This is a genomic window from Rheinheimera gaetbuli (assembly GCF_054781935.1).
In genome coordinates this window covers 76670-88831 of sequence record NZ_BAAGTL010000028.1, presented here as the reverse complement: position 1 = coordinate 88831, position 12162 = coordinate 76670, and the positions used below count along the sequence as shown (strand labels likewise).

Annotated in this window: 14 protein-coding genes; 10 read left to right on the top strand and 4 right to left on the bottom strand. The window is 40.1% G+C overall.

Annotation, left to right across the window (positions count from 1 at the left end; translation table 11 throughout):
* Positions 1–2: 2 nt before the first annotated feature.
* The 7 genes from ACYVIC_RS16800 to ACYVIC_RS16770 all read left to right on the top strand — a co-directional run bounded on the left by ACYVIC_RS16800 (position 3) and on the right by ACYVIC_RS16770 (position 5636).
* The gene (locus tag ACYVIC_RS16800) at positions 3–980 is read left to right on the top strand and encodes an NAD-dependent epimerase (protein WP_460861809.1); all 978 of its coding nucleotides are present in this window, start codon (positions 3–5) and stop codon (positions 978–980) included.
* Position 981: 1 nt separating this feature from the next.
* Positions 982–1833 (top strand): glycosyltransferase family 2 protein, encoded by an 852-nt coding sequence (locus ACYVIC_RS16795; RefSeq protein ID WP_460861807.1) that lies wholly within the window; start codon positions 982–984, stop codon positions 1831–1833.
* Positions 1830–3113, top strand: a complete 1284-nt coding sequence (locus ACYVIC_RS16790) for an O-antigen polymerase (protein WP_460861806.1) — start codon at positions 1830–1832, stop codon at positions 3111–3113. The genes ACYVIC_RS16795 and ACYVIC_RS16790 overlap by 4 nt, the downstream gene beginning before the upstream one ends.
* Before the next feature lie 62 nt (positions 3114–3175).
* Positions 3176–4297, top strand: a complete 1122-nt coding sequence (locus ACYVIC_RS16785) for an MATE family efflux transporter (RefSeq protein ID WP_460861804.1) — start codon at positions 3176–3178, stop codon at positions 4295–4297.
* Positions 4290–4733 (top strand): hypothetical protein, encoded by a 444-nt coding sequence (locus ACYVIC_RS16780; protein WP_460861802.1) that lies wholly within the window; start codon positions 4290–4292, stop codon positions 4731–4733. The genes ACYVIC_RS16785 and ACYVIC_RS16780 overlap by 8 nt, the downstream gene beginning before the upstream one ends.
* On the top strand, positions 4726–5163 hold the full coding sequence (locus ACYVIC_RS16775) for a hypothetical protein (protein ID WP_460861801.1): 438 nt from the start codon (positions 4726–4728) through the stop codon (positions 5161–5163). The genes ACYVIC_RS16780 and ACYVIC_RS16775 overlap by 8 nt, the downstream gene beginning before the upstream one ends.
* Entirely contained in the window at positions 5160–5636 is a 477-nt protein-coding gene (locus ACYVIC_RS16770) for a glycosyltransferase (protein WP_460861799.1), read from the top strand. Before ACYVIC_RS16775 ends, ACYVIC_RS16770 begins: the two co-directional genes overlap by 4 nt.
* On the opposite strand, the gene ACYVIC_RS16765 is transcribed toward ACYVIC_RS16770, so the two are convergent.
* A complete protein-coding gene (locus ACYVIC_RS16765; RefSeq protein WP_460861798.1) occupies positions 5633–6355 on the bottom strand; it encodes a polysaccharide lyase in 723 nt (240 codons plus the stop codon). The two genes, ACYVIC_RS16770 and ACYVIC_RS16765, sit on opposite strands and share 4 nt — an antisense overlap.
* Positions 6356–6724: 369 nt before the next feature.
* Between ACYVIC_RS16765 and ACYVIC_RS16760 the strand changes: the two genes are divergently transcribed.
* Both ACYVIC_RS16760 and ACYVIC_RS16755 read left to right on the top strand, forming a co-directional pair.
* On the top strand, positions 6725–7135 hold the full coding sequence (locus tag ACYVIC_RS16760) for a VanZ family protein (protein ID WP_460861796.1): 411 nt from the start codon (positions 6725–6727) through the stop codon (positions 7133–7135).
* Between the two features lie 113 nt (positions 7136–7248).
* Positions 7249–8370, top strand: coding sequence for an HD domain-containing phosphohydrolase (locus ACYVIC_RS16755; protein ID WP_460861794.1), 1122 nt, complete (start codon positions 7249–7251; stop codon positions 8368–8370).
* Between the two features lie 272 nt (positions 8371–8642).
* Here the strand turns inward: ACYVIC_RS16755 and ACYVIC_RS16750 are convergent, their stop codons facing one another.
* The 3 genes from ACYVIC_RS16750 to ACYVIC_RS16740 form a co-directional block, all read right to left on the bottom strand.
* Positions 8643–8969 (bottom strand): type II toxin-antitoxin system PemK/MazF family toxin, encoded by a 327-nt coding sequence (locus tag ACYVIC_RS16750; RefSeq protein ID WP_460861792.1) that lies wholly within the window; start codon positions 8967–8969, stop codon positions 8643–8645.
* Positions 8966–9181, bottom strand: a complete 216-nt coding sequence (locus ACYVIC_RS16745; protein WP_460861790.1) for an antitoxin MazE family protein — start codon at positions 9179–9181, stop codon at positions 8966–8968. The genes ACYVIC_RS16750 and ACYVIC_RS16745 overlap by 4 nt, the downstream gene beginning before the upstream one ends.
* Before the next feature lie 289 nt (positions 9182–9470).
* The gene (locus tag ACYVIC_RS16740) at positions 9471–10109 is read right to left on the bottom strand and encodes a PEP-CTERM sorting domain-containing protein (RefSeq protein WP_460861789.1); all 639 of its coding nucleotides are present in this window, start codon (positions 10107–10109) and stop codon (positions 9471–9473) included.
* Between the two features lie 648 nt (positions 10110–10757).
* Here ACYVIC_RS16740 and ACYVIC_RS16735 point away from each other — a divergent pair.
* Positions 10758–12155, top strand: a complete 1398-nt coding sequence (locus tag ACYVIC_RS16735) for an undecaprenyl-phosphate glucose phosphotransferase (protein ID WP_460861788.1) — start codon at positions 10758–10760, stop codon at positions 12153–12155.
* Positions 12156–12162 lie beyond the last annotated feature (7 nt).

The window sequence follows — 12162 nt, the reverse complement described above, 5'->3', positions numbered from 1 at the left end:
CGATGAAATACTTAGTAACAGGTGCCGCCGGCTTTATTGGCATGCATACCGCTAAAGCCTTGCTGGCACAAGGCCATGACGTAGTGGGTATTGATAACCTGAACACCTATTACGACCCGGCATTAAAGCTCGCCCGTTTAGCGCAGTTGGCACCTTTTACCAATTTTCGTTTTATTAAACTGGACTTAGCCGACCGCGAAGCGATGGCACAGCTGTTTGCTACTGAGCAATTTCAGCGTGTTATTCACCTCGGCGCCCAGGCCGGTGTGCGTTACAGCATTGAAAACCCGATGGCCTATGTCGACTCTAACCTGGTTGGCACCGTGACCATTTTAGAAGGCTGCCGCCATAACAAGGTGGAGCACCTGGTTTACGCCAGCTCCAGCTCGGTTTACGGTAACCAGCAAAAAGTGCCATTTAGCGAAACCGACAGTGTTGATACACCCATATCGCTGTATGCAGCAACTAAAAAATCCAATGAGTTAATGGCGCACACCTACAGCCATTTGTACCAGCTGCCAACTACCGGTTTGCGCTTTTTTACCGTGTACGGCCCCTGGGGCCGGCCCGACATGGCCCCCTGGTTATTTACCGAGGCCATTAGCCAGGGCAGGCCAATTAAGGTGTTTAACAACGGCGATTTAATGCGCGACTTTACCTATATCGACGATATTGTAGAGGGCATAGTGCGTGTTGCTAATGTTATACCCACGGCCAGTGCTGAACAGCCAGTGCCATATCAGTTATTTAATATTGGTAACAATCAGCCGGTTAAGTTAGAAAGTTTTATCAGCACCATCGAACAGGCACTGGGCAAAGTCGCCCAAAAGCAATACCTGCCAATGCAGGATGGCGATGTGTATCAAACCTATGCCGATGTCAGCAGCTTAAGCGCAGTAAGTGGTTTTACACCGAAAACGGCGTTAGCAGAAGGCATAGCGCAGTTTGTTGAGTGGTATAAAGAGTTTTACAGAAGGTAATATGAAAAAAATTTACTTGGTCACTCCTTTAAGAGATGAAATGCAAAATATAGATCAGCTCATCACATCTATATCAAATAATTCATATCCCATCGCTGCCTGGGTTGTTGTCGAAAACAACAGTACTGATGGGAGTAAAGATAAACTAGATAAAATAAAAAGCGTAAGAAATGTAGAAAAGTTTATTGTTATTAATAGAGACGATTTTTCAAAAAGCTATCAGCTAGGTGGCAAATATTCTGCGATAGTGAATGAAGGTTTTAAGTATGTAGAAGAAAACTTTAAACTTGATGAAGAAGATTTTATTGGTATTCTTGATGCGGATAGTTTCCCAAATCCTAATTATTACAAAGAATTAGTACATGCTTTTGATCAAGATTCTTGTTTGGGGATTACTAGTGGTAGAGCAAAAGCACTTGATACCGATAGAGAATCAATACATTCTAAATCGTGGGTAATGGGTTCATGCAGACTTTGGCGGTATAAGTGTTTCAGAGATTCCGGCTATGAAGTTGGGCCGTCTGCAGATACGATTTCTGTTGCATTAGCTGAGATAATGAATTGGAAGGTCTATCCTATTCAAAATGTATTTTTTTATGCAAGAGAAGTTGGTCAAAGAGTTGATTTTTCTTATTATGGTAAGTCAGCGTATTTTAGAGGTAATACATTGATTTATGCATTTTTCCGTTCTTTAAAGTATTTTTTGAAAATGGAATTCAAAAATTCTTATATGTTTTTAATGGGATATTTAAAAGACTTTCTTAAAAATGAGCCTAAGATATCTAACCTTCAAGTTAGAGCGTATTTTTCTTCATACTTACTTCATTCTATTCGGAAAAAGTTTAACAGATGAATACTTTTTCAAAAGAATTAAGTGCAAAATTGTTTTTTATTGTTCAGTTTTTGATGTTTACTGCAATTGCATCTTACACTGAAAGCTACCCGACTGTGTATATCTCGATTGTTTTATTTGTATTGTCATTCGTCTTTCTTTTTAAAAATATAATTCATACGCTCCTCGGTGTATTTTTTACTTTCTATTTGGGAGTTGGACTGCTAAATATATCTGAATATAGAGGTGATATTTCCCTAGAAACAATAAGGTTGTATTGGTATTGCATTTCTTCTTTTTTGATCGTTGTTGTACTGTTTTGCTCATCTAAAGCCGATGCTCTATCCAAGGAAAAATACATAGAGTCTCATTTTTTTAAGTTATTTATGCTTGGACACCTGGCTATTGTTTACATTCTAACTGGTTATATCTATATAACGAAAGGTCTTATTATAGTCCATCAGGACTTACGCTTCGGAATTCCCACTTCTATTGGTTATGCTATACGATCACCAATTTTTATCCCAATAATTCTGATGCTTGTGAAGGACTGGAAACCAGATATTAATTTTTTTAAAATTTCGCTGATTTGTATAGCGCCTAGCTTTTTAATAGGTAGTAGATCAACTGGACTTTTGGCAGTTATAGCAATGTTACTTCTTTATGTTGCTTTGAACAAAGGCTCTACCTTGAAAAAAGTAAGCTTGTTGAAGGTTTCTGTTATTGGTTTCATAATTTCTTTTTTAATGATAGGTGGTGGTTTTTATCTCCGCAGAGCGTATAGCCCAGATCTAATGACTGGCCCTGAAATGATTGACATATATTTTGGCGGAAATCACAGCTTCTACATTTATATTCTGCTTCCATTTCATCAGGGATTTAATGAGACCGCAGCATTAACCTCTAGAATTGTAGATTATGGTATTACTAACGTTTTCTCAAGCACTGCGCTTTTTTTTGCCGATTTCAATAATTTGTTTGGGATAAGCAACATTGCAGCAGCCCAATACTTCGGTGATGAGATCGGGCGAGTTGGTGATGGAGGCTTGACACCTGGAGTTGTAGGTGGCCTCTTTATGGATTTTTCATACTACACAGTACTAATTTTTATTATATTCGGTCTTATTTACGCATATCTAGTTAAGTCATCTGAAAAGAGTAAGTGTGCTTTGTGCATATGCTGTATTTACGTAACTCAGTTTATGCATCTTTTCCATAGAGGTTTTGTAAAGCCAGAGTATATAACTATTTTTTTAATAGCCGGTTTTTATGTTCTTTTATTAAAGAAGTTAAATCAATAATGAAAAACAAATTCTCTTCTGAATTTTTCTATCTATGCATAAATAGATTTTCGAATCCGTTTATGGCTTTTTTAGCTCTCGGCATATTCTCTAGAGCATACAGTGGTGAAGAACTAAGCAAGTATTTATTGGCTTACACAGCTTGTCAATGGGCAATTACATCATGCTTTCAATGGCAGAAAAATGTTTATGTCAAGACTTATAATGATGTAAGTGAAAAGTCCTCATTGTTAGTTCTATTTGTAAGTATAGCTGTATTTCTCCCTGTCTTCATTTTTGTAACAATTGATTATGGCTTTTTCTATTCTCTATCATTAGCAATGGTGTGTATTGCTACTGGTTTGTCCTATTACCTAGGAATTGCTGTTCGTTTACGCGGTGGATATAAACTTTATTTGATCGGTGACTCTGTTTCGATGCTTTTAAGATGGGGTGGAGCTATTGTTCTGTGCATGCTGTTTTTCAGTATTGAACGTTTTTATCTTTTTATATTTCTTCTTAGTATTCCTTTGCTTTATCTCTATGTAAAGTGGTTAACAAGTAATATCTCCAACTCTGATTGTGTAGATTCATTTTATAATAAAGTTTCATTATCGGATTTTAAGAGCATATTTTACTTTGCAGGTTTTTTTGTTCTTATCGACTTTGCGTCTAGTGGTTTGAATTATGTTGACAGATTTTATGTTTCAGAGAGTGTGCGAGAAAACTACTTAGTAAACGCAGCAATTGGAACTCAACTATCTTCAATTTTTTTTGGTGCCTTAATTTCTACATTAATGCCAAGGCTGAAATCTATTGATATCAGTTTAGCTAAGAATTTATATCTTTCTTCAGAGAAAAAGTTACTCTGTTTAGTATTATTTATAGCCGTTTTTTCGTTCTTTTTAGGCCCGCTAATAGTGAGTTTTGTAGCAACTAGCGACGGCGATCCGTATTTATTACTCTTATTCTCTATTTCCCAATTTTTGCATTTCTACATAACGCTATCTTTTGTTTTTAGCTTGCATTTTTATAATCGTATAAGAATAGCTATAGTTTATTTGTTTGGTTTTTTAATTTACTGGATTTTTTTAAATTTTATAGATCCTGAAAACATACGTTTTATTTTGTATTTGAAGATAACGTTGCTTTCGATAATTTGTTTATATTCGAGAGTTAGCTTCTGGAGTAAAGTAAGTGATTGATAAGTTTTTACAGGATGTTACTAGAGCATATAGCTCAACCAGTTTTCTTGCTATTGTAAAGGCTGTTTTCATAAACCCGGGTACTCAAGCTTGCCTTTTAATCCGGTTGTCTCAGTGTTCTGGTAAAATTGGATATTTGATTTTTAGACATATGCTGATTTTTAAGCATGGTATTGATGTCGGTTATGGTTTGAAAATTGATGGTGGTCTGTATTTGCCTCACCCAGTTAACATCGTTATCGGTAAGGGAGTTGTTATAGAGAAACAGGTAACTCTATATCAAGGTGTAACTCTTGGTAAGAGTAAAGGCGCCTATCCTCAACTTATGAGCGGTGTCGTTGTATTTCCAAATTCAGTCATTGTTGGAAAGGTAAGTATTGCCGAAGGTGTAAGAATAAGTGCATTAAGTTTTGTTAAGGGAGATGTTAATGACTAAAGTAATGTTTGTCGCTTCAGGTGGGGGACATTGGGTGCAGTTGAGACTTTTAGACAAACAATTAGGCTCTTTTGAGCGAGTTTATGTTTCAACTCTTTCAGATTTTAAAGTTAAAGATAAAATGTATATTGTTAAAGATTGCAGTTTTAAAGAAAAAATTGAACTTTTGCGATGTTTATTTCAAATTTTGAAAATAGTGCGTAAAGAAAAGCCTACTACGATATTTACTACAGGCGCAGCACCTGGGATATTAGCTGTAATGTGTGGTCGTTTATTTGGTATTAATACGATCTGGGTTGATAGTATAGCTAATGCGGAACAGTTATCGTTAAGTGGAAAGTTGGCAAGACGAATATCAAATGTTTGTTGCTCTCAATGGGAAGATGTAGCTATTGCGAATAATGTTATGTTTTTAGGGAGGGTTGTATGATTTTTGTAACGGTTGGTACTCAACTTCCTTTTGATAGGCTTCTCAAAATGGTTGACGATGCCGTTAAAAATCTTAATGTAGAAGTCTTATATCAAATTGGCCCCAGTGAATTTCGACCTAGTACTGGAGTTATAAAAGACTATCTGACTTCTGAAGAATATCAGCTAATTATTTCTAAAAGTACGTTGATAATTTCTCATGCTGGAATGGGTACTATAATCACAGCTTTAGAAAACGCAATTCCTGCTATGATCGTGCCTCGAGAGTACTCTTTAGGAGAGCATAGAAATGACCATCAACTTGCAACAGCGCAAAGGTTTCTGAATACTAACGGAATTTATGTTGCTAGAACAAAGGAAGAAGTATCTGAGTTGATATCCAAATGTCTAACTTCTGATAGGAACCGCGTAGTCAATTTTGAGAATGAAAGTGTTAAAAAGCTTGCAAGTGAGTTAGCTCGTTATATTGTTTAATTGAATCCAATTTCGCTAAAATTCGCGCAAATTTTATTTTCTTTGTCTTTTTGATTTGGGGTCCAGCTTTTATCACTTCCTCCATGGAAGGTCTGAAATAATACTGTACTTATTTTTGAATTATCGTTATATATTTCTCGAAATTTAATACCTGTTTCATCTAATATTTTTTTTTCATTTACTTTCAATAATATTTTTCCGGGGGTTCTTTCTAAATTTAATGTAACGCTTAATTCTATTCTGTATTCTCTATTTTTTTGCATGGTGAATTCTGTTTTAGTTGACTCGCCGTATTTTTGGCCATTTTTTTGAGTGTACTTATATATGATTAATTGTCCACTACCACCAAACATCAATCTAACGCTCCACTGATCTTTCTGTCGTTTATTTCCACCAGTTGTTGGTTTCTCAGAACCGATTCCAGGTAGTTTTCCACCGCGTCCAAAATCAAAGTTGTCACAAAACTTTATTGTGTAGTAAAGAGTTCCAGACTCCGTCTTGTAAGGTGTTTTTAAATTCGATATAACTCTCTCAGAGCCAATGTCATTAGGCTGGTAATATACAGTTATTGAATTTTCATCTATCTCTACATTTGATTTTTCTTTTAAGGTGTTTAGTATTTCACTTGGGCTATACGTTTTTACTGCAATCGCTTTTTGAGAATATGATGTTAAAATGAGAAGTAGAGCTAATGTTAAGTGTTTTTTTAACAAGGTCATATTTAATTACGCAATTTTATTGGACATGCCGCAAATCAGTGTATAAAACAAATAGGATTAAGCTATGAGCAATTAGGACTACTTAGCAAGCACTTAACTGAAGTTGTAACAACATCCTATAAATTCTTTTTGGTGTCAACTTTACTTTATTTATGTAAATCCATTTCGAACGGTAAAAGTCCTGAGAGTTGTCTAATTAAGTTGTGTAAGATCCATCGTTAAATTTTATGCCGTGGATTAAGACTTTTAATTAGTAAAACAGATAATCGATCACGATCAACGTCCTTTCCATGCAAATTTTTGTTGTTCATGTAAGGGTGTTGTTTGTTTAGTAGGAACAGTGTTGGAGGGCGAAGCAAGTTGCTTAACTTGAAACTTAAATCGAAATTGATGTTGTTTCTTGAAAGCATAGCCGTAATGTTTTTACTTACTGCTGTATCTCTGGTGTTGTTACATGCACACCCTACCAGTTTTAAGCTGATTTCGCCGCTGGCGATGGCACTGGCCGGTACCGACAACGTGCTGCATGTTTTTGTTGGCGCTGTGCTGCCGTTTAGCCTGGCGATAATATGCCGGGTGGCGCAGCGTTCTGCCAGGTTTAACCTGATATTTTTTATGGTGTTTCCTGTGTGTTATGCACTGGATGAGTTTATTCAGTCTTTTACACCGCACCGCAAATCAGACTGGGCTGATTTTGGTATGTCTTTAGCTGGCTGGCTAATGGCCATTAGCGTCTGGTGTTTACTGCATGTGTGTAAAACAAGGTTAAGCCGTCGCTAGCGCGGCTTTATGTGCACCCCGCACTGTAACCGCTTTGCTAAACAACAAATTTACCGCTTGGTTATTAAAAAATCGCCTATGCTTGGTTTTTGCACAATGCTAACAGGGCTTTTATGCAGCACCACGATCATCTTACGGTACTTAACAGCAGCGAAGACTTGATAGTTAAACTGTCGCACTTACACGGCTTAATTCAGCGGCATCACCCTTTTATAGAGCGGGTAGCGTTGGCGCTGTATGATGACGCAACCGATATTGTCCGCACCTTTGTTTATAGTGGCGAACAAAGTGCGCTTAACCACTACCAGGCCAAGTTAGCTGACTGCTATTCGTTAAATAGTATGGTAATTAAGCAACAACCCCGGGTTGAAAACGACTTAGCCGTGTTTCTTGACAGTACACACCGCCATGCTGTGCAAATTTATAAGGCCGGTTACCGCGCCAGTTATACACTGCCATTGTTTTGGAACCATAGCTTGCTGGGTTTTGTGTTTTTTAATGCCAAAACCAGCAATGTGTTTACCGAGCAATGCATGCAAGAGCTGGATGTTATCGGGCATCTGTTAAGCCTGGTACTGCTAAATGAAATGACTAACGTACGTACCTTGCTGGCCACGTTGCGCTCGGCGCTGGACCTTACCCATTCGCGCGACCCTGAAACCGGTTACCATTTAGAGCGCATGTCGCGCTATTCACGCTTAATTGCCCGTACTACTGCCGAGCAGTTTGGCCTGGATGACCACTTTGTTGAGCACGTGTTTTTATTTTCGCCATTGCATGATCTGGGCAAAATGGCCATTCCTGACAGTGTATTGCTAAAGCCCGGCAAGCTTACCGAAGAAGAGTACAACGTGATGAAAGGCCACTCTGAAGCCGGGCTGGCGTTAATTGACAAATTACTGATTAACTACGGCCTGGATGGCGTTAACTATATCAGTATGCTGCGCAACATAGTGTTGCACCACCATGAAGCCTGGAACGGCAGCGGCTATCCGATGGGGTTGGCCGGTGCGGCTATACCGGTAGAAGCCAGAATTGTTGCTGTAGCCGATGTATTTGACGCGTTAACCAGCGAGCGGCCATACAAAAAAGCCTGGAGTAACGACGACGCCTTTGCCAAATTACAAGAGCTGGCCGGAGTGACGCTTGATCCGGTATGTGTGACTGCACTGTGCAATAACGTTGCAGAAGTGTCTGATATTCAGCAAAGCTTTAAAGAGCGCTGTTTTGGCTAGGGTATTTAACGTAAAAATATTATGGGATATGATTTATATCTAAATTAGCACGTAATCTTCAAATGGACACTTAGCTTCTAAAAGTAATACAGCGTATGCCAGTTGAGTTACATTTGCTCTTATTGATGACAGTGATTCGCTATCAGCTATTTTTCCCCACGCGCCAATCGTACCTATTTAATGCACGTGCCAGTCGAATATATATTTCTAAAGTGCTTCAGCGTTTAGAGTTTCAGGATGTAATTCCCAATAGTTTTTGCTAATAAAATTTCCTATTTAGCGATACCCAAAAATAATGCTAGGCGTCTCTCGATTTCTTGCATCAGTGATTGTTCAATGACACCAATTCTGCTGCCGGCTTTTTCCCTCGCTATGGTCATCGCTTTATCGATCATCACTTGGGAATCTTTTGTCAGCCCATTTTTCTTGTTTCCTGGCACCGTCACTCTGATTAGTGGCGCCTCAACGATCTTAGATGTAACCGGTAAAATCGTTATGCTTGGATGCATGTCGAAATTATCTGATTGAACTACTAGCGCTGGGCGCGGTTTACCGTAATCCCCTTGCATGGCCACAGTGATTAGGTCACCTCGTTTCATTCCCAGCCCTTAATATCATTCAGTGAATTTTCCAACAATTCAGTCAATTCGATATCGCCTTCATCGCTAGATGCGACTATAAGGCTCTGTCTTTTGCACTCAGCTGAAAAGCCAGCAGCCCTAGTATCAGGCACCCATATTTGAATCGGACGCAAACCAGCGCGTCTGAGACGGTCTCTGTGCTGCTGAACTCTTGTTGCAATATTTGGCATAGCTATCTCCTTTTGTTGTTACATGAAACATGATAGCTCTAATTGTTTCATGTAACAAGTTTATCCTGCTCGTTACGTAACGCTTTCGTATTTTATGGCCTTTGGCCATGCAGCGAGCATCGACTGGAAGGAGACGCACAGCGGGAACACATCGCCGCTTTCACTAAAAAAGCAGTTTTTAATCTAACCTATTGAAAAATAATCTTATTTATTTACCATATTCGGGCAACATCGGCTATTAAAAACAGGCCCCGCATTGCGGGGCCTGATGCTTACAACGTAATGATTATTACTGCTTAGCGGTTTTTCTGCGGCTAAAACCCAGGCCGGCTAAGGCCAGGCCAAATACTGCCAGGCTGGCTGGCTCTGGTACCACGGAAAAGCGCACGTCAGTAAAGGTGTTGCTGTTGCCTTCAAAGCTTGATACCGCAGCCCAGGTGCCGGTTAACCAGCTGTTGCCTGGTAAAAAGCCACGTACATCACCTGTCCAGAAGTCAATACCGGTTAAACCTGGGGTAGCTTGCAGGCTTGCTACATCGTCCCATGAGATATAGGCATACCAGGAGGTGGCGAAGTCCCAATTGTTAGTGGCGGTATTGAAGTAATAAAACTGAGTAAACCATTCTAACAAGCCGTCATTCCAACCCAGGCTTGAATCACCGTTGTCGGTAGTGCGATCCAGCGCTGCTAAATCCAGCCGGCTGGCAATGCGGATGTCGTCTGTCATATAAAACAGATCCTGAGGCAGCAAAGTAGAGCCAAGGCTGTAAGGGGTTGGGAAACCACCTACATCGCCAATGCCAGGTGCCAGATAGCTAACCGCGCCAGGGGCAACATTAGTTTGTGTAGTTTGAATTAATGCTGCCTGGCTGCTTAAGCTAAAGCACAGGGCGGCAGCAGTTAATGCAGATTTTAATAAAATGTTCATATTTATCACCTTTGTTATAAACCTGCTGGTTTTTAGCAATAATTGCGCCAAAAATAAAAACCTTATATAACAATTAGATACGAATTGGTGTTTTGCTAAGTGTAAGATTTTATGACGAAAAACCTGTATGCGCGGTAATGTTGGCGTAAAGTGGCCAGCTAAGACAAAACACTCATTTACGCTAAATATCTTTAGGTTGTCGTCTTAATGTCACAATGGCATGCTGTAATTTGTATAAAATTTAACCTGCGCATGTAACTATATTGTAATTTTTGGTGTGTGCGCTTAGTAAGGTTATGATATTTAATGCAATATACTACTTATTAGAAATAACTGTTACAGCATTGATTTGAATTAAAAGCACCATATTAGTGAGTTGTTGCACATAAAATGTGCAGCCTTTTTGCAGTTAATTAGTTGTTTTCTATTTGTAGCCTGTTTTTCTTGCATTAGACGGGCAATATGGTAAATTGTCGGCGTTTTAAGTACAGCCAGTTTTTGTTATGCCCAGCGTTAACCCTGCGCTGTGTAAGGTTGCAGATAACACCCGGCGTATAAATACAGCGTGTCAGGCTGTGTTGGGTGAGCAAACTTAAGCCATAACTTTTAGGCTGTAACGCTTTACCCCGGTTAAATGGAGTTAACACAGTGAACAAGCAAACCTTTCGTTATACGGGGCATGCCTCGTCTGTTATTTATCGCTTGATTGATCTGCTGATATTGGCTGCGGTGTTTGTCGTAGGCGTTAAGCTTTACGATGTAACACTAAACAGCAAATACGCACTGCTGCTGTGTGCCTATCTGGTGTGCTATTCCTACCTGGCTGAGTCGGTGCAGCTGTATCGCTCGTGGCGGGTTGGCCGCTTTTCCCGCATGTTGGTATTGTTGGCAGTGGTACATACGCTGGCGTTTTTACTGGTGCTGGCAGCCTTGTTTGTGTTTAAACAATCTGAAGCCTTTTCGCGTGCGGTATTGGTAGGCTGGTTTGTCGGCTCTATTTGTACGCTGGTGTTATGGCGCTGCGCTGCCAAGGTGGTTAAAACCGTGCAACGTCGCCGTGGTTTGGCCATGCAAAAGGTTGCCATTATTGGTGCTAGTGACAGTGGGCTTAATTTATTTCGTGAAATTTCAAGCCACCCTGAACTGGGCTTTGAATGTATCGGCTTTTTTGATGACCGCACTGCCGATCGTCTGCCGCAAGAGGCGCAATCGCATTTATGTGGCGGCTTTAACCGCGCCTTAGAGTTGGCCCGCAGTGGCGAGCTGGTTAAGTTGTATATTTGTTTGCCGATGCTGGCTGAGCAGCGGGTGGCACAGATGATCACCGAGCTTGGCGATACCACGGTAGACGTATTGCTGGTGCCAGACTTTTTAATGAAGAACCTGATGCATGGCCGCATTGGCAATGTGGGTGACGTAGACACCATCAGTGTGTTTGAATCACCAGGCTTTGGTATTCAGAACTTTTACAAGCGCAGTTTTGATATTGCTTTTAGTTTTGGTGTCTTAGTCGCAATTTCTCCGCTATTGGTGTTAATTTCGCTGTCAGTAAAGCTAACGTCGAAAGGCCCGGTGTTGTTTAAACAAGACCGTTATGGTCTGGATGGCCGCCGCATTGGGGTGTATAAGTTTCGCTCGATGCGTGCCATGGAAAACGGTGGCAAGGTAGTACAGGCAACGCGCAACGACAGCCGCATTACGCCGGTAGGCGCCTTTTTGCGCCGCACCTCGCTGGATGAGCTGCCACAGTTTTTTAACGTCTTAATGGGCGACATGTCTGTTGTCGGACCGCGCCCGCATGCTGTTGCACACAACGAAGAATATCGTAAACAGGTTGCATTTTATATGTTGCGCCATAAAATGCGCCCCGGCATTACCGGCTGGGCGCAGATAAATGGTTGGCGCGGCGAAACCGACACATTAGAAAAAATGGAAATGCGGGTTAAATTTGACCTGGATTACATTCGCAACTGGTCGCTACTGTTTGATATAAAAATAATCTTAAACACCTTGATAAAAGGTTTTGTTAACAAAAACGCTTATTAATAAGGAC